The following is a 26,908-nucleotide window of genomic DNA, read 5'->3' on the forward strand; positions in this document are numbered from 1 at the left end:
TCGTACGTTCCGGAGAAGTCCGGCAATAAATGACTTGAACACTCAGGCAGGTGTCAGTCTATCTAGACTGACAGAGTAGCTTTTCTTTCACACTGTACCCAAAAGGTATGGTATGTTATTGCATCATTGCCAAAAGCAACATCTTTCTCCTCGATTTGCGTCTGCCAATAACGTATCATATCGGCCAAATCAATATGAATATCACCGGCCGGGCCAAACATTCCGCCGTCCTGATCGATGATTGAATTGCCGTTCTCGCTGTATGGAAGGACATTCTGGCGGCTCATTGATTTAGAGTGGCCAAGGGATAAGTGTTGAAGCTGTAGCTAGCAATGGCTCCGCTGACAACTATGTTCAGGTTTGCCTACCAGAGAAAAGCTAAAGAGGAATTGAAACAGTGCACAGCCAAATTCATACCGTAAAGAAATGCCTTCTTTTGTAGGGGATAAAATCCCCTGGAATCGCTTTATTAACTTTATTACAACTGTTTATTGTCGTTGAGTTTTCGCCTGGGTTAACCTATTTATGATTATATAACGTCTAAATCGCTTTCAATCATGAGAATTAATCCTCTTGGTCTTCTTGCCCTTAGCTTCATATGTGTCGTTCTAATTGCTGTGACGGGTACTTATGTATTCTCTCTCCCAGCTGACTTTTTCGTCTTATTATCTATTTGGCAACGTCGTCGATTACATCAATAAAGCACTGTATGAATCGAATACATCCTGTCTTCATTCTATTAGGCTAGCTTAGTACCACTAAAACAACAAACATAAATTCACTCAACTCGATGAACAAACATGCACACTCAACTAGTTAGAAAGCATTCATTTCTTGCCTCGACGCTCCTTTTACTGGTTGTTACGCTCATAATCAGTTCTTGCTCCAAGCCTGAGCCTGTTGAGCTGGACGCTGTTCGCCCAGCTAACTACCAACTTAAGGACATTCGGTATTTTTTCAGCACTGGTGACAGAATTGACACCACAACATGGCAACTAAAGGGGACGAGTGTACAAAATCCTAGTAGTACCTCGTCAACTCAACACATAACAGAAGACCTTAGTGAACTAGTTAAAACGTCTCGGTTCATTATAGATCCAACAATTCAGTTACCGAAAGAGATTGATTTGAGCAAGTTTGAGGTACATGTACCTCAGCAGTGGTATGGCAATAGCTCTCTTGTCCTATCAATTGACACCTATCCGATAAGTTCTATTCAACAACAAAAGCCATACACTTCTAATCAGGAGTCCAAAACAACCATCGTCGTTCCTCCGAAATCAAAAATTGACGTTAGCCGTCAGATTGATGCCTATCAACTTAATTGTTCTTTTGAATGCCTTTTAGAAAACACAACGACAGGTCAACGTTACCCCTTGAAAGGAAAGTGGCAGGGTCTTTTGCAGTACAATAATTTAGCAATAACGCTTAAGCAAGCGACGATATAACCGGTTAAAGTAGTCGAGTAACCTTCCATTCCTGTGCATCAGCAGAGTTGTTATTTTAATCAACTAACATAACCTTCTTCCACTCCATGAGCCCCAGAGCGACTCATGTCCACTCACCAACGATTCAAGCGACGATTCCAGGCTATTGATAGTCAAATCTTTTGGACTCCTACTGTGTACCAGCACCTTTGCTGCCAGTAAATACTCGGAAAGCCAGCCACGTTACAAGCGAACTAATTAATAGGCAGAGAATCGCCGGCGCTTTATTACTCGTTGACCTTTTTCATTCAGTGCAATTTGATGAGTTGCGTTTGGTTGAGGCTTTTCAGATAAACCATCTAGTTGGTTGTTTGCCATCAACATTTGCAAAAACTGTTTAGCATCGGCAACTGCTTCGCCAGAAGGCTGCCCTCCGTCAATTTTATCAATCTTGTTATCAGCATCCAATGTCACTTGCAAGGTTACTGGCAAGGGCATGTAGATCGGGGCGATGTTATCGACAGATACAGGCTCATATTTATTAGCCTGTACTTCGAGCTTATGATTGGGCTGTTGGGGTAATGCTTTTATAAGCTCAAAATCTTGCTTCGCTAATTCCTGACGAAGCAAGATTTCGTTTATCGCTGTTTTAGGATTCATAGCTTGATATAGTCTACTGAAATATAATACAATAATCGATTATAATTGATTTTTCATCAGCATGCTATATCAAGAAATGAGTTTAGTCTTCAGCATGGAAACCACAATCAATTCGTACCCGTCGAAGCACGACATCGTTACCTTCACGCCGTAGCTCATGTGTGTATGTCTTATGTGTTGTTGGCTCGTTTGAGCGAGTTGTCATCGCTATACCTCTATTTTTGTCAGCATTAATTGACTCATTGTTTAAATGGCCTCTCCGCAATAAGTCTTCAATAAAGGCTTTAGCCGCTTCATCTTGCGCCGGCGGAACTACAGAGCCAATGGCTAGTGCTGCTCCAGCTACATCATAGCGTTTGGGTTCAGAAGCCGAGTGTACGACAATGGCATCTGATCCTAAGTTGTATTCTGCACATGACACGCGTAGTTTGGGCAATTCAATTGGTTCTTCTTCAATTTGTGCTTCCATAATTTCCATTGCGCCTGTTGGTTGAGAAAAAGCAATGGAAGTAGCGGGTGAAATGATACCATGTTTCACAAATGCACTTCTTAAAGCCTGTCCATAAGGTATATTGGTAAAATTAGCGTTAGCAATATTGATCATGTTGGCCGCTACCTGACTAAAAAAGGTGGGTACGACAGCAGCAGTTCGGACACCTCTAACTAGAATCTGGCCAATATCTTGGCTGACTTGTAATAGATTCAGCTCGTCTTGAGTCGTACGTAACTTAAACATGCCGGCAAGCCCCTCAAAAAAAGCGCTGGTGAATACGCGTGAAAATGAGTGTGGTTCTGATGACAACGTTGTAGCGGGACCAATCGATGGAATCGTATCCGGATTGCGATAGAAAAAAGAATTTACCGCATTTCGAAGACAATCTTGCTCAACGACCATTGAATTACGTTGGCGAATAGCCCAGCCCAATTGTTCTGCCAGACGAGAAAGGCGAGACGAACGAAACAATACTCCGCCTGTTTCTGCTAATAGGGTCTGCCGGAGAGTCTGTAGTTGCAAGGCGCATAGAATTGCGCTGATATCTCCAAACGATTCGTGGAAAGCACCTACTTCTATGCTGGCAGCATCCCATAGCTGAGGTTTGAACGAGTCGAGTATGGCATGCCCAAGCTCATGGCATACGACATCCGGGCTCTCACAGGAAAACACCGTTCGATTACTGACGGTTGCATGAAAAAACCGTAAGCCAATTCGGTCGTAAAAAGCGTTTAAGTCAACGCCATGATCTAAATCAATGGGCAGTTGATTACCTACTTGCCAGGCCATGCCTGGTAACAACTTCCCCCAAAAATCTGATCCCCGGCGCAGAGCATCAGCAGCAGTCCAGTACCTGAATTCGGCTGTTCCAGGTGAATAAACTTTGGCGATCGGGGCAGGCGATGGATTCTGAATGACAGTTCGAAATGGTGCTTTATTTAACTTAGGCTCTGGGCGCCGAATAAGAATTCCACCGTCAGGTTGACTACCAGATCCAGGATCTTGCTCCCATACGGAGATCGACACTTCTGCTGCAGTAGCTGCTGTCTCCTTCGTGGTTGCCTTTTTTAATGATGCTTGCTTTGCCATTTTAGTATAGGATTAAGGGATGAGAATTATTCCTTAACGTCAGTGAAGTTTATGCAGAGCAGACTACCTCAAATCAGTTTAAACGTATGATAAGTCTGGTTATACAACCATCTCGCTAATGAACAACGCCCGGTCTTTGTAATAAAATGGCCGGGCGTTGTTCTCTAGCGAGATAGGTGTACAACCAAATTATGCAGCAACTGCAAATCGATTATTTAAAGCACGAATAGCTTCATACGGTATATTGAATGCGGGTCGCTTTGCCATCTTGTACGCAATCCGTCACCTAAATGGCGTTACTTTTCGGACCTCAAACGACCATGCTGGCCTGTCTCGCTACATCAGTTAAGTGACGGATTCGTATCTAATGTATTTTGGGGATTAGCATTTCCCGAATGATTGACTAATTACAGTCACTCCTCCTATTACCACCGTTACTCTGACTCCGGTTGGAATGCCAAATGTGGTACAAATAGATAAGCAAGCTTTACCTACGGTGCCATTAGGAACGTTGACGGGTAAAGTAAAACAACGCTTACCAATCCCAAGTGGTAGATTAATACAAATCTTGTGATTGGCCGTTGTAACACTTATGCATTGAGCCGCAATGCTCAATGGTCCATCTTGCATACTTCCACCTTTAGACATATCAAAGGCAATTCCTTTGGTACTTGCTGTAGCATCGCTGTGCGTCGCTTGTGCAGATTTAATCGCATCTGTGACTGCTTCTTCACTGAAACTATAGTCTTCCATGATAGAAAAAAGTTGATTTGTGTTACCCTACTCTTTAGGCTTTTCGGGTTCCGCCCCATTTTCCTTAAATAGAATTCAGCTCCATTTAAAACCTGGAACTGCTAGGTTACTACACAAACCTATATAAGTTAATTTATATAAAATACCGTAAAAATACCTTTTTAATAGTTAAAATATAATGATATACACTTAATACTAATGGAGGTTAAGTAAACAAAGAGGTTTATATATTGGGCGTATATGATTAAACGAATGAGCAAAATCTGTAAGACTATGTAGCCTTAAGGAGTCAACTTACTGCTTCCTGACTAATCTGTTTCCGAGCAATTCAGGCCATTATTACAGCACTCCTTTTCCTATATTCTTCGTCTCGATTTTGAGGGTTTTGTAAAGTATACGTTTGGTGAAACGTATATCTCGTCCTTCACGCAATTAATTTAGGCGAGTCTGCTTGATGGCTCATTTTCTGCACGGTTGCCAGTAGTTCATGAAGATAACCTATTGAAATGGCCCTAATTTCATCAAGTAGCTTTACCTGACCAGCCTGTAAATGAATAGCAAATGCCCTTAAACTTGTTTCAAGATGGCCTAGTGTCCGCGCTCTGATAAGAAGATTTTGGGCATAATCGCAGAATTAAGTAACCTGAATGACCTATCATTAATTTTCCCACAAATAATAATTGATGAATTTTATCGGGTAGTGGCATAAATGCGTTTATCGGCGAAGAAGAACTAATTAATAAATAGGCCGATTGTGGTATCGTGGACCGCCACTGACCGCCCCGACGGCCCGGTTTGAGAAGCAAATAGTTCGGCGGGTCACCGGGCCGCCGGAGCGGTCGCTTTAAACGCGTTCGAAGGGTTAGGTGCTTACGTTCAAGCCCTTGTAATGCCGCTTACGAACTAAGCGTAAGCCTTGATCTAAGCAATCAAAGTAAGCCCGCGACGGCGGCCCGGCACCAGGAGTCCGTTATCCACCTGATTACCTAAATCTTGGCCTCCTCCAATAGATGCAGTAAGGGACGAAATGTTTGGTTGGTACGGCCGCACCGGCGGACCGGTCCAAAAACAAAGGCAATGATTTCGCCTGTCACGGCATCCTCAACCCACGGCAGCGGCCGACCGTCACCGCCAGCGAGGTTGTTTCTTCTTACCCACGTACGACCGCCCGGCGGTCCGGCAAATCTCGTCGACTTTAAGACTCATTTTCAAGCCGCATACTACGGATCACATTGGACAGGTATTAAAAAAATGCGTCCCTAAAATGGCTCCCTTTAAGAACCAGATACATGACCTACGTCCCACAAAGAATAGCTACCGTCAGATAAGGCAATGTAAAGGTGCATTAATTGAAAGTTGCTCTGAATGCTAAGGGGGATAGGCTGGTCTTGCTTTTAAATAATTTACTGAACGACTGCGGATGCTCAAAGCCAAGCTGGTAAGCGATTTCGGCAATTGAAAGAGAAGTAGCACTCAATAAATCTTTCGACCGTTCAATAACTGCCTGTTGTATATACTGCTGCGTAGTCTGACCCGTGAGCGAACGGAGCATGTCGCTCAGATAACGAGCGGATACATTGAGCTGTAAGCTAATGTACTGCACAGAAGGCAGACCGGATTGATGACTTTTGTTATCCTCAAAGTACTGATTCAAGACGTTATCCATTGACGAGAGGATATCGTGGTTTACCGCTTTACGGGTTAGAAACTGGCGATTATAAAAACGGTGGCTGTAGTTGAGCAACACTTTTATCTGCGACACCAATACATCCTGACTGAATGCATCTATATTGGTTTCTAGTTCGCTCTGTATGGCATCGAACAGGTGGCTGATGATATCTTTTTCCTTGGCAGATAGGAAAAGGGCTTCATCAACGGCATAGGAGAAAAAACCATAGCGGTTAATGGCATTGCTCAAGGGGTAATTCCTAATGAAATCAGGATGAAAATATAACGCATATCCTTCGTAATGGCGACTATCGTCGGGAGCAAAAACAACCTGATTCGGCTTTAAAAAAGCGAGTCCTCCCTCATCAAAATCGTAATAACGTTGCCCATATCTTACCCTTCCTGTAAAGCACTTCTTGAAGGAGATTTTGTAAAAATCAAGGGTGACCTTTTCGCCCTTATTCAAGACGTCAAAATGAGTTTTGTTATAATCAATCAGCGCTATCAATGGATGCAATGGCGGAGGATGCCCCGCATGTTTCATCAATTGAGAGATACTGTTAAAATGGTATGTAATCCCACGTTCTTTCATGTGAGTGATAACACAATCGGTCTAAACTTAGTCCTGTGCCGCAGGCCGGATGACAATGTCACCTACTTCTACATTCTCGGGTTGGCTGATCGCATAGATAACGGCATTCGCCACCGCGACCGGAGGTAACCCCAATCGCTCCATTGCCTGTAGCACCTGTTGCCGTTTCTTTTCATCTTTCACCGTATTGACCAGGTTTGTTTTTACATAACCCGGCGATATACCGGTGATGCGAATGGTTCCATCCGACTCCTGCCGGAATGCTTCTGTTAGGGTTCGCACGGCGTTTTTAGTCGCAGCATATACCCCCTGCGTTGGCACAATCTTTAGGCCCGAGGTTGAAATGATATTGATGATGTGACCGGACTGCTGTTTGTTGAAAACAGGAATGACTGCTGCCATGCCATACAATACGCCTTTCAAGTTACTATCAATCATATCGTCCCATTCGTTCACATCCAGCTCATCGAAACGGCTTATGTGTGCGACACCCGCGTTATTGACCATAACATCCAGTCTGCCATAGGTGTCTACAGCGGTAGTAACCAATTGGAGCAAGTCTTCTTTCTTCTTTACATCGGTCACCACATACACTGCTTCACCACCCGCTTCTTTTATTTGTTGGGCCACGTCGATCAATGCCGCTTCCGTGCGGGAGCCTAACACCACTTTGGCTCCGTACCTGGCCAATTCTACAGCGATGGCCTTGCCAATGCCGCTACCTGCACCCGTAATGGCAATTACTTTATTCGAAACTTGATTTGGCATACCCTTGATTTTGTTTGATGCAAAGGTCCCAATCCGGTCTTGGCAAAAAGTAGTCAGATCCGTAAATGTTGTAGTTAGATAGGCAGAAACTGTTTTTGTATAAGACAAAAATAACATTATACGAGGGATAGAAGCCGCTTCGGCTCGCAAATGAGCCTTATTTGAGATGAGATTACGACAAGTCTATACGTTGGGAACACCTGTTGCAGATCTGGTACTTCCGTTGTTTATTACTCCTCAATATGTTTTTATAATAAAAGAGCAGCGGAGGTGGAAACGTAGCGACCGAACTATCGATGACTATCAACTATTACGAGCAACAACCCAGCGATACGCTTAGAGACTTCATCTTTAATTTTTGGAAGACACAGAATAATACCGGTACCAAGTGCCACTACACGGTTGTGCCCGATGCAGGTATCGAACTGATTATTTCCATCCTGCCGGATAAACCAATCCGAACCGATCTGTTTGGTCTTTCCACTCATAGTTTAGATATATCAATACCTGCCGGGGCCGTTTTATTCGGCATTCGATTCAAACTTTTAGCCGTTGAGTACCTCCTGCAGACCACACTGCCAACCAATTCTTTTCGAGAACTACCAACGACGTTTAAAGGCGTTGAACTACAAGTTGAAACCCCACTGGCTAGTTTTATCGATTCAATTAGCACACATCTACATCAACAGATCAATTCGATGACTGTTGACCCAAGAAAACGAAAACTTCTAAACGACGTATATAGCTCGAAGGGAGCTATTTCAGTCCATACCTTAGCCCTGGAAACTGGTTGGGCCGCTCGACAAATCAATCGGTATTTTAACGCAACGTTTGGCTTACCGCTTAAGGAGTATTTGGAACAACTGCTTTTTTTCTCATCCTTACCGCAGATTAGTCAGGGGGATTTTTACCCTCAAGCGTATTACTACGATCAATCTCATTTTATACGGCAGAGTAAAAAGCATACCGGCAGTACGCCTAAACAACTCTATCAGCAGCGTGCTGTTCGATTTGTTCAATTAGGCCAGTACACCGAGGAGTAAGTTGGCTAACTACTCAAATGAGGCAGGAATGACACTAATTTCGATGAGTAAACTGTCGAAGTGGAAATAAAAACCAAACGTCTTTCGTATGTTTTTGGGCTCGCTCTCAAAAACGACATTTTCGGTCTTTAGCCGTTCATAAATAGCAATAACCGCTTCATTATCGGGCTGATAAAAGCCAATGTGGAAATTTTCAGGATAGTGCACGCTAGCCTCCTTGTTAAGTTTTGAAGACCAAAGCACCAGGGCAAATTCATCGGTGTTGGTTAAGACCGCAATGGCATCTTTTCGATTCTGAATGCAGTTAAACCCTAGGTGCTTTTCGAACAAGCTGATTGCCGCTGGAATGTCCGTGACGACGATGTTGATATGATTGAGTTTCATGTGATTTATCCGTAAATGATGCGACAAAGTTGATCTTTGGACATTCTTACAAATTGGATAAATCGGACATTTTGATGGGGTCATTAACATCCCCATCTATGTAGCATTGCCGAGTCGGCAAATCAGGGTGCTTGAAGAAAATAGGTAGGAACTCTCCGATCCATACACGCCTGATTTGTTTGTCTTACCAGGGGCAAGTGGTTGGAGAGGGGAAGTACTCTTCACTAAAAAATTGGCCGCTAGGGCCAGCTTGGTCAAGCAGCGCATACTTGGTGATCAGCTGGCCAGCCTGCTGAGCGGTGCTGGTGCCTTGATACCCCGTAAAATCGGTCTGCGTCCAGCCGGGGCAAACCGCATTGACTTTGAAGGCAGTGTCCCGTAGCTCGTACGCCAAATTGATGGTGTACATGTTGAGAGCAGCTTTGCTGGATTGATAAACGGCTAGCTTAGTATGATAACTGATGCCCGTCGAGTCAGCGGCTAAGCTTAACGAAGCCATGGCTGTCGACACATTGACAATGCGTGGCTCAAGCGACCCTTTGAGCAGGTCAGTAAACGCTTGGGTGACGCGTACCACCCCGAACAGGTTCGTCTCATAAACCTCTTTGAAGTGATCAATGGATGTGCCCAAGGCTGATTGCGGCACTACGCCTGAAATACCGGCATTATTAACCAGAACGTCGAGTACCGGCGTCTTGTCGCCAATAAGTACTCGGGCGGCCTGGACCGATTTGTCATCCTTAACATCCAATTGAATGGCTTCAACGTTGGCCAGACCGTCCGTACGAAGCTTTTCCACTGCGGACAAGCCGTTGGCCAGGTTACGGCTACCCAAATAAACAAAAAAACCGTTTTGGGCCAGTTGCCTGACAACCTCCAAACCAATGCCCTTGTTAGCTCCCGTTACTAAGGCTGATCTCATCTTAATTAGTTGTTTTTAGTACAGGGCAAAGTTCGCTCTCGCTCAACCAACTCACTTGGACAAATCACCTCAATTCGTGGACAAACCATGTTGCTCGGCTAGATACTCGCTGATATTCTTACCTGTCCTTTTTTTAAACAAGCGGGAGAAATAAGCCGGGTCAGTAAAGCCGAGTTCATAGGCTAGTTCCTTCACTGACGAAGCCGAGTAGTAGAGCTTGCGTTGGGCTTCTTCAATAAGGCGGTTAGTGATCCAGTCTTTGGGAGAAACACCGGAAAACGCTTTGACCACCCCATAGAGGCTATTGGGCGTCATGGCCAGTTGCTGAGCAATCGTAGCCACATCAGGCTGCTGGGTGAGCTGGGCTTCCACTGCCAGCGTGAAGGCTACATATTTTGATAACTTGGGGTTGGCAGGGGTCGGCTGCTGATGCGTCACGAAGTAAGCGCTGTTCAACTCGGTTAACAAGGCGTTCATATGGGCCAGAATGATGTCAACTTTGCTTAGCTTGCCCGGCGAGTGGAGCAGATTAAACAACATTGATAGCACGGCCTTCACCCGTAACTTGGCATCGGGCTCGAAGCGAATGGTCGTCGTGTTTAAGGGATTGACTAGAAAGGGGAATGCTTGGGGAAGCAGCGCCAGGGTATGTTCATCAAATCCGATTTTATATTGTTGTGTCTCTTTATTGGGGGCAGGATGGGCAAATATTTGGTTGGGTCTACCGAAGACCGCTTGGCTATCAGCAATGGCAATATGTTGCCCGTCTAGTTGAAAGGTCTCTCGGCCTTGATCGACAAAGACCAGATAATAGTAGGCGAGCCTGTGGGGTTGCAGCAGTTTAGGCCATACCGTATCGGGCAGCGGGATGGCACAATTTTGATTGACCGTGATCGGCAAGCGATCATGGTGTTTGATTTGATTAAGTAATCCCTTTGTTTCTACCACGTTTGTTCGTATTTGCTTAAGCCCGCCTAACACGGGAGAAGAACGAGCTGTTCCATCGAGTTGTGTCGCTTCAAATACCTTATTTACGGACAGTAAATTCCTCTTTACCTTAAAGGCAGAAAACTGACAATGCGTCTTTGGGTAACTTTATGCTTAGTAACTAGTATGTTCAACAAACCCCTTGCTTCTATTGCGCTCCAGGTGTAATCTCTTGGGATCGGTGGAGCATCCCCCAATCAATCATCGAATCGATCACCGTCGCTATCCCTCGACCCGATTCGGTTAGCTCATACTCGATCAAAACCGGGGTCTGATTATACACATGCCGTTGCACAATGCCGTTCAGTTCAAGCTCTTTAAGCTCTTTGGATAGCATTCGGGGTGTGATCTTTTCGGTACTCTCCAACAAACCCTTAAATCGATTCACGCCCCGCAACAACGAGGCAATGATGGGTAACTTCCATTTCCCATGAATCACATTAAGCGTGTCGGTTAAAGCCAGAATGTAGCTGCGTGGACATTGCGGCCCTGCCTGCGACCCAATAAATTCATTGAACTTGCTCATAAATAGTAGATTAGCTGTGCGACTATACAAAAGTATACCACTACTTTTTAAGAACAAAGTATAATTAGTATAACTGCTCCTGTACTTTTGCCCATCATTAAATAAATAGAATATGATTTTAGTTACAGGCGCAACGGGGCAATTTGGTAGCAAAGCCATTGAGCATCTAATCCGTAAAGAGGTCAACCCTACCCAGATTATAGCCATGGTTCGTGACAGGGAAAAGGCAAAAAGCCTACTTGACAAAGGGATTCAAGTACGAGTAGGCGACTACACAGACGTGGACTCATTAGCTCACGCCTTTCAGGGAGTGGACAAGCTGTTACTTGTCTCCAGTAGCGATCGAGGGCCAATTGAGAACCGAACCACTCAACATATTAATGCCATTAAAGCGGCTCAAGCAGCCCAGGTGAAGCACATTACGTACACCTCGTTCATCAGAAAAGCAGACTTTGCGCATTCGACTATCGCGGCCTTTCAACAATCGCATGTTGAATCGGAAACCTTTCTCAAAAACAGCGGGGTTGCCTATACTATTCTGCAAAACGGGATGTATCAGGAAATGATCCCTGTTTTTGCTGGCCAACAGGTTGGTCAGACGGGCCTCATTTTCTTTCCGGCCGGGGATGGTCAGGCCAGCTACGTCCTACGGGAGGAATTAGCCGAAGCGGCTGCTCATGTACTGACGACCGATGGTCACCTCAACCAGGTCTACCAACTGACCAACACGACTTCGATTTCCTTTTACGAGATTGCCCGAGAATTAGCCCGAGTGCTGGGGAAAGAGGTCACCTACCAATCGCCACCGGTTAACGAATTTGAAGCAAGGTTGAAAAGCGGAGGTGTACCCGATCAGTACATCGGTATGTTTACCATGTGGGCTATGGCCTTGTCACAAGCTACCCTGGATGTGTATGACCCAACCCTTTCGAAGATGTTGGGCCGAAAACCGACGAGCGTGCAACAATTTCTACACCAAGCTTATGGCACGAACTAATCCGTGCCTCCATAGGCTATCTTACTCCATTTATGCTGGTAATTGACAGGAGATGAGGGAAATCAACCACCTAAGAAGGAGTGCGGTTCGCTACGCCAAAATCGCACTCCTTCTTAGATGGTTTTCATGTTGGGGCAAGGGCCACGGCTAGTTTCATCAAATTCCCATTAAATAGGATAAGAAACCGCTTCGTCTCAAAGAGGATCGTCTCGTGAGACTATAATTTTAAAAAATCAGAGGGTGAAATACACGTTTCCCCTCTAATCCATCAAATTAGATAAGCCTGTCTGATGGCTAACTATTTTTTCTGAACGGTTGCCAACAGTTCGTGCGGATAACCCAATGCAATGGCGCTGATTTCATCGAGAAGCTTTACCTGATCAGCCTGTAAATCAATAGCAACCGCCCTTAAACTTGTCTCAAGATGGGCGAGTGTTCGCGCGCCAATGATCGGGAAAACGCCCTTACTCAACGCCCAAGCTAGCGCAATCTGCCCCAGAGTGGCGTCGAGTTCGTTGGCCATCAACTCCAGTTGATCGAGTATGGACTTTGTTCGCTCGTCTTCCTGATAACTGTCGGCTTTGGAAAGAGTTAGTCTTCCAGAGGAGCCCTGTCGGTATTTCCCCGTCAGTAAGCCTCCCGCCAAAGGAGAATAACACATCATTGCCAAACCGAAGTACTCCGCCATTGGCGTCAACTCCCGTTCCGGTGTGCGTTGCAACAGGTTGTATTCGTACTGGATAGCCGTCAGGGGTATAGAAGCCGCCATGATCGCTGCTTTCCAGGCCGGGAAATTGGCCAAACCCACGTACAAAATTTTGCCCGCCCTTACTAGATCGTCCAGCCCTCGAACCGTTTCCTCTAAGGGGGTAACCCCATCATCAAAATGGGGCATGTACAGGTCGATATACTCCGTCTTCAGGCGTCTCAAGCTGCCCTCTACGGCTTGATGCATCGCCTTACGGTGATTACCCGCATTGACCAGAGAGGGATTCGCTTGGCTGCTTCGGGTATACTTAGTACAGATAATGAAATCGTGTCTAATATGCTCCGTAAATCGACCAACCGTTTCTTCCGCTTCGCCAAACTGATATTGATCCGACACGTCGATAAAATTTCCACCGGCATCAGCATAAGCCGTGAGGATTCCAAGGGCATCTTGGACAGCCGTGCCGTATCCTCGGCGGTCACCCAACTGGGAGCCTCCCAGAATTAGCTCACTAGCTGGTAATCCCGTTTGGGTTCCAAATAATTTGTAGTTCATCCGACAAAGGACAGCCCTAAGACAAGTCGAGTCAAGTAGGGCTGAATTCAGCCGTATCTAATTCCGTCACTGAGGGTTTATCTTTGTGGGATGTATGAGCGAAAATTACCCCTCGAGCTAAACTGTGGTCTGCACCTGTTTATGGAAGTGATGAATGGAAAGTGGAAGCTAAACCTCATCTGGAGCATTCATTGTGGCATTCGACGGCCCGGCGAATTGCATCGTAAACTTTCCCGTGCGTCCCGTCGCTTATTAGATAGCCAATTAAATCAGCTAGTAGCGCATGGTATCTTATCCAAAACTAGTTTTGATCAAAAGCCTCTGAAGGTAGAATATCAACTCACTACCTTGGGTGAAACCTTGATACCTGTGATTGAACTGACCGCGCAATGGGGTGAGGTCCATCGTGATGTATTGGAACCACTCTTCACCAATGAGCAATCAGCATCGTCCTCATTAAGCGTTTCTTAAAATGCCCGTTTTACGGACAGGTAAATCTGCATCGTCTCACGCGGGAGGGTTTTGGAAGACGCTGATTTTACCAGCTGTCCAATCTAATCAGTCGCATACGATTATTCTATCTTCAATCAAAATGGATAAACTCCTGCAGGAATTGATGTAAGCGCCAGCAACCATTTGACCTTAAATGAGTTTTACCTAAACTCAACGTTATCACATGGATCATGGACTTTCAGGAACTCATGCTCACATATGGCTATCCAATGCTGTTTCTCGGCGTTCTGCTGGAAAGTGAAGCGTTTTTATTAATCGGGGTTTATTTAGCTCAACAAGGGTATTTTTCTCTACCGGCCGTGATTGGTGTGGCTGCGTTTTCTTCGTTTTGTATCACCCAGCTTTGTTTTAGGCTAGGTAATCGCTTTGGCCCGGCCTTTATTCGCTCACGACCGCGTTGGCAACTGCGTTACCAGCGAATAAAAGGATTAATGGATCGCTATGGCACAGGGCTGGTGATTGGTTTTCGGGCGGTGTATGGCTTACGGGGAGCTATACCGGCCGCTTTCGGCTTGGCGGGCTTTTCCTCCACTCGGTTTACGATCTATAATACGCTAGGGTCTTTGGTCTGGGCCGTTAGTGTGGCTCTTTTAGGGAGCAATTTGACCAACGGACTCCAACAGGTCTATGAAAAGCTTCATCCTTCCGAAACGACGATCTTTAGTATACTGGCAGGATTAGGCATCTTATGGCTTGTTTACCGACTGGTCAAACGATCCCGCTTGAGAAAACAGCCGAATGATAAGTCGGTGATTGTCTATCAATCTGTTCCACTTAAGTAGCCTTTACGGAGACGCTTATTTTTACTCCCTTTTGTTTAGGTTGTAGTCGGTGTTATGGGTTGCCGCAGCCAGACCAGTAAGCCTAACAGGATTAAGGAGACTAGGGCCGGTAGGCCACCAGCCAGACCACTCGGAATCTTGGTGGCATGCATAAATACCGCTCCAATCATGATGATCAGCAAACCCATAGCGGCATATCGGGTTAAGCGCGGCACTAACAGGCCAATGCCGCCCAGCAATTCAGCTCCCCCCACCACATAAGCCAATACACCAGGTAGTCCCAGGTTACCAAACATAGCGACCGTGGACGATATGTCGCGTAGTTTGTTGAAGCCGGCAAAGATGAAGAATAACCCTAGTACTACTTGTAGAATCCAAGCAATTGTGTTACGAAGAGAGGCAGACATAGCTAAAGCGATTACAGGGATAAAGGTTGCTTATTAAGTTGAAAGATACAAGCCTAAACCGGTGTTGTATTGGCCATGGGTGTTATCGTTGCCTACCCCCGTTAATAGATTTTTATTGGCGGTTTGAGCCTTCAGTGGGCAACCACGGGTAGCCACTAGCAGACAAAAAATAAGTAGTTTTTTCATAAGCGTGCTTGTGCATAGAGCTTGAGCTTACATACGAGAACAGCAACCCGGCTGAATTGTAGCCAGATCGTGTTCGTTCGCGATAGACCGACGCCAGTCCGAACCCTAGAGCTAACGACAACAAGCCACCTCACCTTAAGCCAGCGTTTGGTATTGGCTTAACCTAGTCCATTACGTTTCAACTTGGCACATACTTGTGCTGATTAGGCGATAAAGCAATCTCCTAATAAGGATAAGTAGGTTATTTGCCAACAACGGGAAATAGTGTTTCATCCACCTGCGTTCCCTGACCAGCTACGCGGCACCAGCCAGTGGCTGTTTTATGGTACACTTCCAAGCGACGTACTTTAATGTGCTGATCTTGCCCGTCAACCACCAGCTTTACATCAATCAGTGAATTAACCACGGCCATAGAGCCGTCATAAATTCGGATGAATTGATGGCCGGCCACGGGTTGCACCGATTTAAAGACCAGCTTTTCTTTTTTCTGCACCTCGACCCATTGTTGGTGTGAAAAAGAAATATCGCCTTTGGGACCAACCGCAATAAAATCAGGGCAATCGATTAGGGTAGTGGGTTGTTGGTGGCGTAGTAATTCGCTAATCGCTTGTCGTTCTTTCGGATAGCTGATCGTATCTACCTGTGCGAACACACGGGTGATTGCTAGGCTTACTATAAGCAGGATGACACCAATTTTCATAGGGTTTGTTTTTCTCAAAAGTAGGCAAGGCCTTACTTTTTTAGCCAGAAAATAGCCTAACCATTCGGCCCTGAAAACATACAGTGTTTTTTTGGCAATAAGCTCATTTAGTCGACGACCAACTGATCTTATTAGACAGCTTATTGACCTTGATCGAATAAGTACTTGATCTTCGGGTTATCTAATTACCGATCCGTATCTTAGGCGCAGACCCCTACCCAGCATGGAGCAGCTCCCTTTTATTTATTCAAAAACTACAGCCTGGCGTTTAGGGCGGCATCTGACGTTCTGGCTGCTTTGGTTTTTGTTCCAACTGCTCCTGTATGCCTTTTCGCCTTCACCAGCCTTGCAACGGCAGCCCTTTCTGCATCGATTGTTTATTACCTTACCGGAAACGCTGATTTACCTGATACCCAGCTTATTTCTGGCTTATTCGCTCATGTATCTGGTTATACCCAGGCAAGTCATTCCCGGTAAGTACGCCCTGGCTACGCTTAGTGCCGTGGTATTGGCCTTATTAACCGCGGCTTTATCGGCTATCTTGTCGATGACTATTATTGATCATCTCCGCCACCAACTTGCCGATCAGCTGTCACCTGTTGTTGCCCAGGAGCCGCACCCCGCTTTCTATGTCCAGTTCGGCGTAGCCATGCTGGCCGGGTTACGAGGAAGCATTACCGTAGGCGGGGTAGCTGCGGCCATAAAACTGTTGAAATGCTTTCATGAAAAGCAACAGGTTGCTCTTCTACTGGAAAAAGAGAAGGCAAATGCCGAGCTTCAGATGTTGAAAGCACAGTTGCACCCGCACTTCTTATTCAATACGCTCAATACGATTTATTCATTTACACAAGACGTATCAGAGAACGCATCCGGGATGATCCTGGGGCTTTCGCACTTGCTTCGTTATATCTTGTATGATTGTAATCATCCCTTGGTCCCCCTCGAAAAGGAATTAACCATGATCAGCGATTATTTACATTTAGAAAAGGCGAGGTACGATCAAGGGCTTGATATGACGGTGCACTTGCCCAAAACAACTACTCATCTCATTGCCCCACTCATGCTTTTACCCTTTGTCGAAAATGCATTCAAGCATGGAGCCAGTCGTATGACAGAAAGCCCCTGGATCAGTTTAACGGTAAGCCTACATGACGATAAACTGGTGATGAAACTAATTAATGGCAAGCCAGCTGGCCAGGAGCATCCCTTACCCGGTATAGGCATCGCAAACGTTCGTAAGCGGCTGGAATTAATTTACCCTAACCAACACGAACTAGCGATCCATAATGAGGAAGAGATGTATATTGTTAACTTGACGCTTGCCTTAACACAAGCCTATCCTGAGTCTCTCAAATCAGTTTATAATGGAGTCGCGCAATAACTATACCTGCCTGATCGTCGACGATGAGCCCCCCGCCCGGGAAGTACTGCGTCGGTATATTAATCAGGTGCCCATACTTACCCTAGCTGGCGAATGTACCAACGCGATTCAGGCACTTACAGCATTAAAACAGCAGCCGATCGATCTGCTGTTTCTTGATATTCAAATGCCGCCAATAACGGGTATCGAGTTGATCAGAACATTAACCCAACGGCCCAAAATTGTACTGACAACGGCCTTTGAGCAATATGCCCTACAAGCCTTTGAACTGGACGTCACCGATTATCTCCTTAAGCCTATACGTTTCGAACGGTTTTTAAAGTCGGTTAGTAAAGCCTTGCCCGACCACAAGCTTCCACCGATCAGCCAATCACTCATGGCCCACCAAACCGAAACGGCTACTGATGCCTTTCTCTACTTCCGGGCGGACAGGAAAATGGTTAAGGTTTTTCTGCGTGATATTCTTTACGTAGAGAGCCTCAAAGATTATGTCCAGCTTCACACAACAAAAGGCTCTATTATCACTAAATACGCCATCACGGCCTTAGAAGCTATGCTACCCGGCCCCTCGTTTCTGAGGGTACACCGGTCTTTCCTCGTCTCACTGGACAAGATTGATTCGTTTACCATCGATCAGATCACAATTGGCACTCACTCGATACCAATCGGTAATTTATACAGGCAGCAGGCGTTAAAATTATTGAACCCTACCTAGCCCGACCGCGTAGAAATTGACGGTGCCGAAAACAGCCCACACTTAAGTTCTCCGTTTATGGCACTTTGAGTATTATGAAATTTCTTACGAAACGGACCCGCCCATTTACTGTCGCAAATACATGAATATTCCTTTGTTTCACTTTGCAGAGCGTTATCTTGGGAACATTTTTGACGTCTAAACGAGATTAGCGGCTCGAGTCGAGCTTTATGAGGATCAAACCAGCTACGATTAAAATAGCGGCAATTATTCGTGCCATGGAAACCTGTTCACCCAGAACGAAAAGACCAACAAGAAACGCACCAACACGACCAATACCTGTCCATATAGTATAGGCAGTACCCAGCGGCAAATTGTGCATGGCTAACGACAGCAGAACAAAACTTGCCATCATGTAAAGGTTCTCATAAAATGCCCCCCGTTTAGGATACAGATATTTGTATGTCCCCTCGTCCCATTTATGAGCATTTTCTATGGTTTCAAGGTCTACCATTTAGAGTATACACGAGCTTAAGTTGGTAAACCCAGAGGAGCTTTTACTTTTTGTCTCTGTTTTCAAAAATGATAAAGAACGTGTTATTCTTTAGCTAGTCACTTTGTTTTGAAAGGTTCATATTTGATTAAAGTAGGTTGCAGTGATTCAAAATAACCTATATTTGTTCTATAAAAAGCTATATTTTTGTTTACAAAATATGAAAGTCGATTCGCTTGCCAATAAAGCCTATATTGAAATCAGGCGGAAAATTTTATCCAATCAGTTGGTGGCGGGCACTCGCTTAAAAGAAGATTTATGGGCTAAAAAGATAGACGTAAATCGAATGGCGGTTCGCGAAGCACTTACTCGGCTTCAAGGTGAGCAATTGATTGTCTTTGGCGAAAAAGGAGGCTATTTTGTGAAATCCATGACCGCCAGCGACATCCGGGAAATTCGCGAAATCCGTGAATTACTGGAATTAGGAGCCCTCCGGCTAGCTATCCAAAAAATTGATGATCAACAACTTGCTAAGCTGGAGGGAATTTGCAACGACTTTTCATCCATGGTAGAGCGAGGTTATTTGAGTGGTGCGCTGGAAGCCGATGTCAAATTTCACGAAACCTTGATCGACTGCGCTGGCAATTCCAAACTAATGGATATATATCAAATCAGCAATATTCCCCTATTTCACCAAAAAATCGGGAAGACGCAGATCCATATGGACGACTATGAACTTACCGATCAGGAGCACCGACAGATCCTAAAAGGCCTAAAAGAAAAAGACTTACCCCTCGCTCAGGAAGCTCTCACCAAGCATCTACTCCGGGGCGAAAACGCTTCCTTAGAGATCGAATAGACACCAATAGAGATCGAATAGACACCAATACCCGCCTGTCTTTATTCCTCCGCAGGCTCTAATCGGCCCATTTCTTACCTTTCAGTGACGTTAGCTTCAGAACTTGGCAGGTTAGGTTTTGAAAAACCGCCTGTAGGCACAGGTAGCTACCCCCCTTTCTCAATCTTACATTGGCCCGCATGTTCAGGCGTACCAAACGGTTGCCAGTAGTTTCTATTCGCCTTTTCTGGCCTGAAACGATCATTTCTATACTAATTAGCCTTATATCCCCTATTTCCTGGCTGGACTTCGCCAACTAACTTAAAAATTATTCTGAATTTTTTTTGTTTACAAAATTATGCTTTATTTGTAATCAAATACAGAAGGCAACCCTGTGTAGCACTTCACAGAATAGAGTAAGTAAAAACAGTTGCGCCCTGATCAAGCCGACGGGTTACAGGTAGTATCTAAACAGGCAGGGCCCTGCCGATTCAGATAAATACAGGTTCGTTAATGGTGGTTGTACGGCACCCCATTTATAAATTTTCTTTTGATTGATTAGCTCGACGAAATGGTAAACGGCTCTTTTCGAAGGGATCGTAAGTGACTACGATGGAGTACCTAATGGCAACACTCTTCAAACGCATAACTCTTTTTTTTACAGATTATGAATGACTCACTACGTCTTAGAAAAGAAACTGTGTGCATGCTGCTCTTCTGCATGCTGGCAACGGTTTGGGCAAACGCGCAAACACTAATTTCAGGAAAAGTTACCAGTGCTGAGGATCAGCAACCTATCGCGGGAGCCAATGTATTAGTAAAAGGATCGACAACGAGTGGCACGTTCACCGGTGCCGATGGGGGCTTTACGCTCTCCGTTCCAACAAATACCAGCCTGATTGTTTCCTATATCGGCTATCAGGCTCAGGAGGTTACCGTTGGTTCACAAACAAACTTCTCGATTGTGTTAGCCCCATCCATTACGTCACTGAGTGAAGTGGTGGTAACGGGTTACTCATCCGAAAAGAAGAAAGACATAACCGGCTCTGTATCCATTGTCGACATAAAAGCCTTAAAGTCAATCCCTTCCGGATCGGCTGTACAGGCATTACAAGGGCAGGTACCAGGGGTAACCATTCTTAATTCAGGTGCGCCGGGAAGTCCGAGTAATATCTTCATTCGGGGGATCAGCTCGTTTGGCAATACCCAACCGCTGGTGCTGATCGACGGTATTCAGGCGGAACTAAACGACGTAAGCGCCACCGATATTGAGTCGGTTCAGGTACTGAAAGATGCGGGCGCTGCTGCTATTTATGGCGTTAGGGGCTCGAATGGGGTAATCATCGTAACCACCAAAAAAGGGCGGTCGGGCCAGCCAACCATTGCCTATGATGCCTATTATGGCTCACAACAACCCTTACAAGGTAATGTCTTTAACCTAATGAACTCCTCGGACTTCGCCCGCCTGACCAAAGTGGCCTATCCAACTACGGGGCTGTTTCAGAATGGCTTACCCGATTATACCTTCCGGGGACCGGGCGCAACAGGCATTGGCAATACAGGAGATGCGGCTGTTGATCCCACCAAATATAACTTCGATGCTACCAATCCGGCCAGGAATTACCTGATTCAAGCGGTCAACAAAACGGGTACCGACTGGTTTCACGAACTGTTTAAAAATGCGCCAATGACCAGCCATAACCTGACGGCCAGTGGCGGTACCGATAAGTCAAACTACATGGTTTCGCTCAATTACTTCAATCAACAGGGCACCATGCTGAAAACATACCTTAAACGGTATTCAGGGCGCGTGAATACGCAGTTTAAAGTAAAAAACAACATCCGAATTGGCGAGAATGCGTATTTCTTCTACAAGCAAAACCCTGGTTTCGATAACCTGAGTAGCGGTAACCCGATTGCCTGGACCTACCGGGCCATGCCCATCATTCCGGTCTACGACATCAAAGGAAACTACGGCGGAACGTTTGCGGGGCCTGAATTGGGTAGCTCATCGAACCCGGTTGCCGTTCAGATGAATACGTCCAATAACAAGATGAATACCTAGGATGTGGTTGGTAACGTATTTGCCGAAGTCGATTTCCTGAAGCACTTTACAGCCCGTACCAGCTTTGGTGGAAGCATTGATAATCAATACGCTACAAACTTCACCTTTACCCCTTATAACAACTCTGAAGGAAATACAAACCCCAATTCATTCGCTGAGTCTGCGTTGTTCAACACCAATACCATGTGGACGAATACCCTGACGTATACCAATGCATTCGGGAAGCATAACGTGAAAGTGATTGCCGGTTCGGAAGCCATTCGGAATTATGGTCGGGCGGTAACGGCCTCCAGCAGTGGTTTCTTTTCCACTAACTACGATTACCTGACACTCAACAACGGTACCTCTAATGTAACCAATACCAGCAGTGCCTACGAAAATACCTTATTCTCGCTCTTTGGCCGACTGGATTACTCCTTCAATGAAAAGTACCTGTTAGGCGTAACGGTTCGTCGTGATGGATCGTCGCGATTCGGGTCAGAACGTCGCTATGGAACCTTCCCATCGGTATCGGCGGGCTGGCGCATAACGGGTGAGGAATTTATGAAAAACGTGACCTGGCTCAACGATCTGAAACTGCGTGGTAGCTATGGTGTTCTGGGTTCCCAGAATAACGTTAGTCCTCAGAATGCCTTCACCTTGTTCGGCGGCTCGTTCTTCGATGCCTATTACGACATTAGTGGTGGCGGGAAACTGGCGCAGGGTTTTGCACAGACGAACATTGGAAACCCCAATACCGGCTGGGAAGAAAACGTAGTGACCAACGTTGGCCTCGACGCTACACTGTTCAACAAGCTGGACCTGCCGGTCGAATACTATAAGAAGTCAATCAAAGGGCTTCTGTTTGCTCAAACCTTACCAGCAACGGTTGGTGGCGCTACAGCCCCTACGGTAAACGTCGGGGATATTCAAAACAAAGGGGTTGATATTGGCATAACGTATAGAGGAACCGTTAGCAACGATCTTCAATTCAGCGTTGGTGCTAACATTACTACCTACAACAACAAGGTGATCAATATCCCCTCACCCACCTATTTCGAAACCGCCAATACCCAGAATCTGGGCAACGTAGTTCGGAACCAGGTTGGTCAGGAAGTTAGTTCGTTCTTCGGCTACAACGTCATTGGTTTGTTCAGAAGTGATGCTGAGGTAAGCGCTTCACCTACGCAAAGCGGAGCCGCTCCAGGCCGCTTTAAATACCAGGATGTGAACGGCGACGGCAAAATTGACGCCAGCGACCGTACGTTCCTCGGCAGCCCAAACCCCGACTTTACGTATGGTCTGAACCTGGGCCTGACCTACAAGCGATTCGACTTCTCAACAACGCTTTATGGCTCGCAGGGTAACGAGATTTTCAATACCGTGAAATCGTTCACGCACTTCTTCAGTACGTATGTGGGGGCCAAAAGCAACGATCTGTTAAACGCCTGAACACCCGAAAATCCGAATTCGAACATCCCGAAAATTGAATCGACAGGATCATTTAGTTCATCGGGTGTGCCTAACTCCTTCTATGTCGAAAACGGCTCGTTTCTGAAAATGCGCTCGCTGGTGATTGGGTATACGGTAAGCCCGCTGCTGTTACGGAAGTACGGCCTGAATAAGTTACGGGTATATGCCCAGGGCGCTAACCTCTTCACGATTACGAAATACAGTGGCCTGGACCCCGAAGTAAGCGGACTTAGCTCGGCCTTTGGTGTCGATTACGGCAACTACCCCAGCAATCAGAAAAATTTCATCTTCGGCCTTAACGTCTCTTTCTAAAATACCATAAACCGTTATCAATCATGAACTATACCAAGTTTGTTGTCGGCTTATCGTGTTGCCTGGTATTTTTAACCGCAACCAATTCCTGCACAAAAGAATACCTCGAAGTTGGTGCCATCGGCGCCACCAGCGAAACAACCTTAGCCAACAAAGCCGGTGTGAATGGCCTGCTGGTTGGCGCATACTCCCTGCTCGATGGCTGGGGTGTACCCAATACGACCTATTATTTCATTGGGGTCAGCAACTGGATTTACGGGGGCGTAACCTCCGACGACGCCCACACCGGCACCCAGGCATCGGCCCTGCCGCCAATGGAATCGGTCGAGAGTTACAAATATGACGCGACCATGGCCCCGTTCAATAACAAGTGGATTGTGTTATATGCCGGTGTACAACGGGCAAATGATGTGCTACGGCTGCTGTCGAAAGTAACCGACAATTCGATGACGGCCGAAGAAATCAAGCAGATCAAGGCCGAAGCTACGTTCCTACGGGCGGTTTATCATTTCGAAGCAGCTAAATTATGGGAGAACGTACCCTATCTCGACGAAACGGTAAGTTATGCCAACGCGAATTACAATATAGGCAATACAGCCTCGGTCTGGTCTAAACTGGAAGCGGATTTCAAATTTGCTGCCGATAACTTGAGCGCTACCAAGTCAGATCCGGGCCGGGCCAATAGCTGGGCAGCGAAAGCATTTCTGGCCAAGGTGTACATGTTCCAGGATAAATACGCCGAAGCAAAGCCCGTTTTGGCCGATGTGATTGCGAATGGGGTAACGGCTTCTGGCTTAAAATACGCGCTGGTCAATTTCTCCGATAATTTTAACCCCTCGAAAAAGAACAGTGCGGAGTCGGTCTTTGCCGTGCAGATGTCCATCGACCAAACCTACCAGAATGGCAACTATGGCGATGCACTGAACTTCCCAATGGGCGGACCAGCGACCTGCTGTGGTGCGTATCAACCCTCGTTTAGTCTGGTCAATTCCTACAAAACCGATCCCAATACCGGTCTGCCGTTGCTGACAACATTCAACGATTCCGACATCACCAATGACCAGGGCCTTGAAAGCAGCGCGCCCTTTACGCCCTATACAGGCACGCTCGATGCCCGTCTGGATTACACGGTGGGTCGCCGGGGGATTCCGTACCTGGACTGGGGTGTTCACCCTGGTAAAGCCTGGATTCGCGTGCAGGCAGTAGCCGGTCCCTACAGCCCGATCAAAACGATTTATTACCAGGCTGCTCAGGCAACCACCTCTTTGTTCTCGCGCTGGACGTCAAACAATTACACCATGATCCGTTTTGCCGATGTGCTGTTGTGGGCGGCTGAGGTCGAAGTTGAAATTGGCTCATTGGCACAGGCGCAAACCTATGTCAATCAGGTTCGGGCACGAGCCGCAAATCCGAATGGATGGGTGAAGAAATACGTCGACAACAGTGCCCCGCTGAAAGGCTTTACCGCTGAACCGGCAGCGAACTATAAGGTCGGTTTATACACGAATGAATTCACGGCGAATGGGAAAGATTTTGCCCGTGAAGCAGTTCGTTTCGAGCGAAAACTGGAGTTCGCCATGGAAGGTCACCGTTTCTTCGATCTGCGTCGCTGGGATAATGGTACCGGTTATATGGCCACAACCCTGAACAACTACGTGAAGCATGAAACGTCGATTCCAGGGTATGACTTTACGTATATGAAAGGCGCAACCTTCACGAAAGGCAAAAACGAACTCTACCCGATTCCGCAGGCCCAGATTGATTTAAGTGTAACGGGTGGCGCACCGGTGCTCAAACAAAATCCGGGTTATTAAACCAGAGTTAGATTCTGTGGATTCTATTGAGCCGATTAATATTAACTTGTTGGCTATCAAGAACAATAGAATCTACAGAACCTAAATCATTCAACAACTGACTATGCTGTTTTACGCATCGACTTATAGCGACATCAGGCAGACAGGTAAGGATCGTGTGGTATTGCTCCCGTTAGGAGCTATCGAGCAGCATGGACCTCATCTTGCGGTATCGACCGATACGGATATTGTTACTCAGCTTGCGCTACAGGCCGAAAAATCCCTGCCCGATACGGTGTTGCTCTGCCCGACCCTGCCATACGGGTCGAGCCATCATCATCTGTCCTTTGGCGGTACGATGAGTCTGGCCCCGGAGCTATACACACAGGTGATTATCGACCTGGTTCAGTCGCTGGTGCTCAGCGGACACCAGCGTATTGTGTTGCTCAACGGACATGGCGGCAATATTACCCCAGTGAAACAGGCGCTGGCCGTGTTGAGCAAACGCTTTGATGCAAGTCATCAGTCTACCATTGCGCTGGCCACCTATTGGGAATTAGCTGGTAGCGTGTTTGCTGGAGAGGCACCCATGGAATGCCCCGCGCTGAGCCATGCCTGCGAATATGAAACGAGTTTGATGCTCCACCTTTTTCCCGAAAAAGTCTGGATGGATCGTGTGGAACGGGCACAGCGCCCTGACCGAAACGGCTATATTGCCTGGGAAGATGACGAGCCATATCGGGGCGTAACGGTATTCAAACAAACCGAATTTATTTCGAGCAACGGCAGCAGCGGTGAGCCCCAGTTAGGCACATCCGCAAAAGGAAAGCATTTAGTTGACCAGACGCTAAGCGCCTTGATTAGCTTTCTGGAGTCGTTCAAGACCTGGCCGTTATCGGAGAATCTAACTCCACCCCAACCCTGAAAACAGGAGAGAAGCTAAAACGATAACTAGCAACAAAACCATGAGTAAACTGGAAATTAAACACCCCGACAAAGCCGTCAACACAGGTGCCTATTCGGCGGGGGTGCTGGCGGGTGATCTGCTGTTTATTAGCGGACAAGGTCCGCTGGATCTGGCCACGGGCGAAGTTCAACACGGGACCATCGAAGAAGAAACCTTATTAACTCTCTCGCACATTCAAAAGATTGTGGAAGCGGCAGGTGGCAGCATCGACGACATTGTGAAATGTACCGTCCATCTGGAAGCCATCAATGAATTCGACCGCTACGATGCCGCCTATGGGTCATTCTTCACCGGCATTCGCCCGGCCCGAACCACGGTTCAGTCGGTATTGTCGGATGGGATCAAGATCGAGATTGACGCCATTGCCCGTATCACGCCCAAAAAGGATTAACCCGATAATCTATGACATCTCAACTACGCATCGGCACCGTAGGACTCGGCTTGATGGGCAGCAGTATCGCTACCTGCATTCTGGCGGCCGGTCATGCGGTTACGTCGCTGATCAAAGAAATTGATACCGCCGATGAAGCTAGGGAGCGCATTCTTGGGTTTCTACACCAGTTGGAACACGAAGGGCTGCTGACCGATGCCCCCGAAACCATTCTGGCCCGGCTCACTATTACCGACTGTACGTCGTCAACCGAAAGTGGACAGATGCGGGTGAAAAGAGATGAGACGGTTTTAACCGCTTTGTACTCGCTGAAAAATATGACTTTTCCGTCGTTTGAGCATCGATAACTGCTTAGTTTTTT

Annotated in this window: 29 protein-coding genes; 15 read left to right on the forward strand and 14 right to left on the reverse strand. The window is 46.4% G+C overall.

The genetic code is table 11. The features are described 5' to 3' along the window. Positions 1 to 62: 62 nt before the first annotated feature. Complete coding sequence (locus ACYVAM_RS26790; RefSeq protein WP_461072861.1) at positions 63 to 287, reverse strand: hypothetical protein; 225 nt, start codon at positions 285 to 287, stop codon at positions 63 to 65. Between the two features lie 513 nt (positions 288 to 800). Here ACYVAM_RS26790 and ACYVAM_RS26795 point away from each other — a divergent pair. After that, on the forward strand, positions 801 to 1,448 hold the full coding sequence (locus ACYVAM_RS26795; RefSeq protein WP_461072863.1) for a hypothetical protein: 648 nt from the start codon (positions 801 to 803) through the stop codon (positions 1,446 to 1,448). Between the two features lie 237 nt (positions 1,449 to 1,685). On the opposite strand, the gene ACYVAM_RS26800 is transcribed toward ACYVAM_RS26795, so the two are convergent. The 5 genes from ACYVAM_RS26800 to ACYVAM_RS26820 form a co-directional block, all read right to left on the reverse strand. Further along, positions 1,686 to 2,087: a hypothetical protein gene (locus tag ACYVAM_RS26800; protein WP_461072865.1), complete on the reverse strand. Its 402-nt coding sequence runs from the start codon at positions 2,085 to 2,087 to the stop codon at positions 1,686 to 1,688. Positions 2,088 to 2,169: 82 nt separating this feature from the next. Further along, the gene (locus ACYVAM_RS26805) at positions 2,170 to 3,669 is read right to left on the reverse strand and encodes a hypothetical protein (protein WP_461072867.1); all 1,500 of its coding nucleotides are present in this window, start codon (positions 3,667 to 3,669) and stop codon (positions 2,170 to 2,172) included. Between the two features lie 381 nt (positions 3,670 to 4,050). After that, positions 4,051 to 4,422: a hypothetical protein gene (locus ACYVAM_RS26810; protein WP_461072869.1), complete on the reverse strand. Its 372-nt coding sequence runs from the start codon at positions 4,420 to 4,422 to the stop codon at positions 4,051 to 4,053. A gap of 1,345 nt (positions 4,423 to 5,767) precedes the next feature. Beyond that, positions 5,768 to 6,634, reverse strand: a complete 867-nt coding sequence (locus tag ACYVAM_RS26815; protein ID WP_461072871.1) for a helix-turn-helix domain-containing protein — start codon at positions 6,632 to 6,634, stop codon at positions 5,768 to 5,770. Positions 6,635 to 6,709: 75 nt separating this feature from the next. After that, entirely contained in the window at positions 6,710 to 7,450 is a 741-nt protein-coding gene (locus ACYVAM_RS26820) for an SDR family oxidoreductase (protein ID WP_461072873.1), read from the reverse strand. Positions 7,451 to 7,746: 296 nt separating this feature from the next. Here ACYVAM_RS26820 and ACYVAM_RS26825 point away from each other — a divergent pair, with 296 nt between their 5' ends. Next, the gene (locus ACYVAM_RS26825) at positions 7,747 to 8,493 is read left to right on the forward strand and encodes a DUF6597 domain-containing transcriptional factor (RefSeq protein WP_461072875.1); all 747 of its coding nucleotides are present in this window, start codon (positions 7,747 to 7,749) and stop codon (positions 8,491 to 8,493) included. Positions 8,494 to 8,502: 9 nt separating this feature from the next. On the opposite strand, the gene ACYVAM_RS26830 is transcribed toward ACYVAM_RS26825, so the two are convergent. The 4 genes from ACYVAM_RS26830 to ACYVAM_RS26845 form a co-directional block, all read right to left on the reverse strand. Beyond that, positions 8,503 to 8,877, reverse strand: a complete 375-nt coding sequence (locus ACYVAM_RS26830; RefSeq protein ID WP_461072877.1) for a VOC family protein — start codon at positions 8,875 to 8,877, stop codon at positions 8,503 to 8,505. 184 nt (positions 8,878 to 9,061) lie between these two features. Beyond that, positions 9,062 to 9,799 carry an SDR family oxidoreductase gene (locus ACYVAM_RS26835; protein WP_461072879.1) on the reverse strand — a complete coding sequence of 246 codons (738 nt, stop codon included), beginning with the start codon at positions 9,797 to 9,799 and terminating at the stop codon, positions 9,062 to 9,064. Positions 9,800 to 9,868: 69 nt separating this feature from the next. Then, positions 9,869 to 10,747, reverse strand: a complete 879-nt coding sequence (locus ACYVAM_RS26840) for a helix-turn-helix domain-containing protein (protein WP_461072881.1) — start codon at positions 10,745 to 10,747, stop codon at positions 9,869 to 9,871. A 187-nt stretch (positions 10,748 to 10,934) separates the two neighbouring features. After that, complete coding sequence (locus ACYVAM_RS26845; protein WP_461072883.1) at positions 10,935 to 11,312, reverse strand: winged helix-turn-helix transcriptional regulator; 378 nt, start codon at positions 11,310 to 11,312, stop codon at positions 10,935 to 10,937. A 112-nt stretch (positions 11,313 to 11,424) separates the two neighbouring features. On the opposite strand from ACYVAM_RS26845, the gene ACYVAM_RS26850 reads away from it, so the two are divergent. Next, entirely contained in the window at positions 11,425 to 12,309 is an 885-nt protein-coding gene (locus ACYVAM_RS26850) for an SDR family oxidoreductase (protein ID WP_461072885.1), read from the forward strand. A gap of 298 nt (positions 12,310 to 12,607) precedes the next feature. Here ACYVAM_RS26850 and ACYVAM_RS26855 read toward each other — a convergent pair whose 3' ends face one another. Further along, positions 12,608 to 13,573, reverse strand: coding sequence for an aldo/keto reductase (locus ACYVAM_RS26855; protein WP_461072887.1), 966 nt, complete (start codon positions 13,571 to 13,573; stop codon positions 12,608 to 12,610). 150 nt (positions 13,574 to 13,723) lie between these two features. Between ACYVAM_RS26855 and ACYVAM_RS26860 the strand changes: the two genes are divergently transcribed. Both ACYVAM_RS26860 and ACYVAM_RS26865 read left to right on the forward strand, forming a co-directional pair. Then, the gene (locus ACYVAM_RS26860) at positions 13,724 to 14,044 is read left to right on the forward strand and encodes a winged helix-turn-helix transcriptional regulator (RefSeq protein ID WP_461072939.1); all 321 of its coding nucleotides are present in this window, start codon (positions 13,724 to 13,726) and stop codon (positions 14,042 to 14,044) included. Between the two features lie 212 nt (positions 14,045 to 14,256). Then, a complete protein-coding gene (locus tag ACYVAM_RS26865; protein ID WP_461072889.1) occupies positions 14,257 to 14,868 on the forward strand; it encodes a DedA family protein in 612 nt (203 codons plus the stop codon). 35 nt (positions 14,869 to 14,903) lie between these two features. Here the strand turns inward: ACYVAM_RS26865 and ACYVAM_RS26870 are convergent, their stop codons facing one another. Together ACYVAM_RS26870 and ACYVAM_RS26875 are read right to left on the reverse strand one after the other, a co-directional pair. Beyond that, a complete protein-coding gene (locus ACYVAM_RS26870; protein WP_461072891.1) occupies positions 14,904 to 15,275 on the reverse strand; it encodes a DoxX family protein in 372 nt (123 codons plus the stop codon). A gap of 427 nt (positions 15,276 to 15,702) precedes the next feature. Continuing rightward, positions 15,703 to 16,161, reverse strand: a complete 459-nt coding sequence (locus tag ACYVAM_RS26875; protein WP_461072893.1) for a nuclear transport factor 2 family protein — start codon at positions 16,159 to 16,161, stop codon at positions 15,703 to 15,705. Between the two features lie 223 nt (positions 16,162 to 16,384). Between ACYVAM_RS26875 and ACYVAM_RS26880 the strand changes: the two genes are divergently transcribed. Both ACYVAM_RS26880 and ACYVAM_RS26885 read left to right on the forward strand, forming a co-directional pair. Next, the gene (locus ACYVAM_RS26880; protein WP_461072895.1) at positions 16,385 to 17,542 is read left to right on the forward strand and encodes a sensor histidine kinase; all 1,158 of its coding nucleotides are present in this window, start codon (positions 16,385 to 16,387) and stop codon (positions 17,540 to 17,542) included. Continuing rightward, entirely contained in the window at positions 17,526 to 18,257 is a 732-nt protein-coding gene (locus tag ACYVAM_RS26885) for a LytR/AlgR family response regulator transcription factor (RefSeq protein ID WP_461072897.1), read from the forward strand. Before ACYVAM_RS26880 ends, ACYVAM_RS26885 begins: the two co-directional genes overlap by 17 nt. A 187-nt stretch (positions 18,258 to 18,444) precedes the next feature. On the opposite strand, the gene ACYVAM_RS26890 is transcribed toward ACYVAM_RS26885, so the two are convergent. Beyond that, positions 18,445 to 18,750, reverse strand: coding sequence for a DMT family transporter (locus tag ACYVAM_RS26890; protein WP_461072899.1), 306 nt, complete (start codon positions 18,748 to 18,750; stop codon positions 18,445 to 18,447). A gap of 199 nt (positions 18,751 to 18,949) precedes the next feature. Here ACYVAM_RS26890 and ACYVAM_RS26895 point away from each other — a divergent pair, with 199 nt between their 5' ends. From ACYVAM_RS26895 to ACYVAM_RS26930, 8 genes are all read left to right on the forward strand, one after another. Beyond that, positions 18,950 to 19,588 (forward strand): GntR family transcriptional regulator, encoded by a 639-nt coding sequence (locus tag ACYVAM_RS26895; protein WP_461072901.1) that lies wholly within the window; start codon positions 18,950 to 18,952, stop codon positions 19,586 to 19,588. Positions 19,589 to 20,234: 646 nt separating this feature from the next. Next, on the forward strand, positions 20,235 to 21,632 hold the full coding sequence (locus tag ACYVAM_RS26900; RefSeq protein ID WP_461072903.1) for a SusC/RagA family TonB-linked outer membrane protein: 1,398 nt from the start codon (positions 20,235 to 20,237) through the stop codon (positions 21,630 to 21,632). A 3-nt stretch (positions 21,633 to 21,635) separates the two neighbouring features. Beyond that, complete coding sequence (locus tag ACYVAM_RS26905; protein ID WP_461072905.1) at positions 21,636 to 23,063, forward strand: TonB-dependent receptor domain-containing protein; 1,428 nt, start codon at positions 21,636 to 21,638, stop codon at positions 23,061 to 23,063. A 66-nt stretch (positions 23,064 to 23,129) separates the two neighbouring features. Next, positions 23,130 to 23,396: a hypothetical protein gene (locus ACYVAM_RS26910; RefSeq protein ID WP_461072907.1), complete on the forward strand. Its 267-nt coding sequence runs from the start codon at positions 23,130 to 23,132 to the stop codon at positions 23,394 to 23,396. Between the two features lie 23 nt (positions 23,397 to 23,419). Further along, entirely contained in the window at positions 23,420 to 25,210 is a 1,791-nt protein-coding gene (locus ACYVAM_RS26915) for a RagB/SusD family nutrient uptake outer membrane protein (protein ID WP_461072909.1), read from the forward strand. A gap of 103 nt (positions 25,211 to 25,313) precedes the next feature. Continuing rightward, positions 25,314 to 26,114 (forward strand): creatininase family protein, encoded by an 801-nt coding sequence (locus tag ACYVAM_RS26920; protein WP_461072911.1) that lies wholly within the window; start codon positions 25,314 to 25,316, stop codon positions 26,112 to 26,114. Between the two features lie 40 nt (positions 26,115 to 26,154). Next, positions 26,155 to 26,547, forward strand: a complete 393-nt coding sequence (locus ACYVAM_RS26925) for a RidA family protein (protein ID WP_461072913.1) — start codon at positions 26,155 to 26,157, stop codon at positions 26,545 to 26,547. An 11-nt stretch (positions 26,548 to 26,558) separates the two neighbouring features. Continuing rightward, entirely contained in the window at positions 26,559 to 26,894 is a 336-nt protein-coding gene (locus ACYVAM_RS26930) for a 3-hydroxyacyl-CoA dehydrogenase NAD-binding domain-containing protein (protein WP_461072915.1), read from the forward strand. Positions 26,895 to 26,908: the final 14 nt, after the last annotated feature.

Source organism: Spirosoma horti (genome assembly GCF_054776595.1).

Bases quoted from the DNA above. Each gene is read 5' to 3' on its own strand.
- ACYVAM_RS26790 (WP_461072861.1), bottom strand. From the start codon at position 287: ATGAGCCGCCAGAATGTCCTTCCATACAGCGAGAACGGCAATTCAATC.
- ACYVAM_RS26795 (WP_461072863.1), top strand. From the start codon at position 801: ATGCACACTCAACTAGTTAGAAAGCATTCATTTCTTGCCTCGACGCTC.
- ACYVAM_RS26800 (WP_461072865.1), bottom strand. From the start codon at position 2,087: ATGAATCCTAAAACAGCGATAAACGAAATCTTGCTTCGTCAGGAATTA.
- ACYVAM_RS26805 (WP_461072867.1), bottom strand. From the start codon at position 3,669: ATGGCAAAGCAAGCATCATTAAAAAAGGCAACCACGAAGGAGACAGCA.
- ACYVAM_RS26810 (WP_461072869.1), bottom strand. From the start codon at position 4,422: ATGGAAGACTATAGTTTCAGTGAAGAAGCAGTCACAGATGCGATTAAA.
- ACYVAM_RS26815 (WP_461072871.1), bottom strand. From the start codon at position 6,634: ATGAAACATGCGGGGCATCCTCCGCCATTGCATCCATTGATAGCGCTG.
- ACYVAM_RS26820 (WP_461072873.1), bottom strand. From the start codon at position 7,450: ATGCCAAATCAAGTTTCGAATAAAGTAATTGCCATTACGGGTGCAGGT.
- ACYVAM_RS26825 (WP_461072875.1), top strand. From the start codon at position 7,747: ATGACTATCAACTATTACGAGCAACAACCCAGCGATACGCTTAGAGAC.
- ACYVAM_RS26830 (WP_461072877.1), bottom strand. From the start codon at position 8,877: ATGAAACTCAATCATATCAACATCGTCGTCACGGACATTCCAGCGGCA.
- ACYVAM_RS26835 (WP_461072879.1), bottom strand. From the start codon at position 9,799: ATGAGATCAGCCTTAGTAACGGGAGCTAACAAGGGCATTGGTTTGGAG.
- ACYVAM_RS26845 (WP_461072883.1), bottom strand. From the start codon at position 11,312: ATGAGCAAGTTCAATGAATTTATTGGGTCGCAGGCAGGGCCGCAATGT.
- ACYVAM_RS26850 (WP_461072885.1), top strand. From the start codon at position 11,425: ATGATTTTAGTTACAGGCGCAACGGGGCAATTTGGTAGCAAAGCCATT.
- ACYVAM_RS26855 (WP_461072887.1), bottom strand. From the start codon at position 13,573: ATGAACTACAAATTATTTGGAACCCAAACGGGATTACCAGCTAGTGAG.
- ACYVAM_RS26860 (WP_461072939.1), top strand. From the start codon at position 13,724: ATGAATGGAAAGTGGAAGCTAAACCTCATCTGGAGCATTCATTGTGGC.
- ACYVAM_RS26865 (WP_461072889.1), top strand. From the start codon at position 14,257: ATGGACTTTCAGGAACTCATGCTCACATATGGCTATCCAATGCTGTTT.
- ACYVAM_RS26870 (WP_461072891.1), bottom strand. From the start codon at position 15,275: ATGTCTGCCTCTCTTCGTAACACAATTGCTTGGATTCTACAAGTAGTA.
- ACYVAM_RS26875 (WP_461072893.1), bottom strand. From the start codon at position 16,161: ATGAAAATTGGTGTCATCCTGCTTATAGTAAGCCTAGCAATCACCCGT.
- ACYVAM_RS26880 (WP_461072895.1), top strand. From the start codon at position 16,385: ATGGAGCAGCTCCCTTTTATTTATTCAAAAACTACAGCCTGGCGTTTA.
- ACYVAM_RS26885 (WP_461072897.1), top strand. From the start codon at position 17,526: ATGGAGTCGCGCAATAACTATACCTGCCTGATCGTCGACGATGAGCCC.
- ACYVAM_RS26890 (WP_461072899.1), bottom strand. From the start codon at position 18,750: ATGGTAGACCTTGAAACCATAGAAAATGCTCATAAATGGGACGAGGGG.
- ACYVAM_RS26895 (WP_461072901.1), top strand. From the start codon at position 18,950: ATGAAAGTCGATTCGCTTGCCAATAAAGCCTATATTGAAATCAGGCGG.
- ACYVAM_RS26900 (WP_461072903.1), top strand. From the start codon at position 20,235: ATGAATGACTCACTACGTCTTAGAAAAGAAACTGTGTGCATGCTGCTC.
- ACYVAM_RS26915 (WP_461072909.1), top strand. From the start codon at position 23,420: ATGAACTATACCAAGTTTGTTGTCGGCTTATCGTGTTGCCTGGTATTT.
- ACYVAM_RS26920 (WP_461072911.1), top strand. From the start codon at position 25,314: ATGCTGTTTTACGCATCGACTTATAGCGACATCAGGCAGACAGGTAAG.
- ACYVAM_RS26925 (WP_461072913.1), top strand. From the start codon at position 26,155: ATGAGTAAACTGGAAATTAAACACCCCGACAAAGCCGTCAACACAGGT.
- ACYVAM_RS26930 (WP_461072915.1), top strand. From the start codon at position 26,559: ATGACATCTCAACTACGCATCGGCACCGTAGGACTCGGCTTGATGGGC.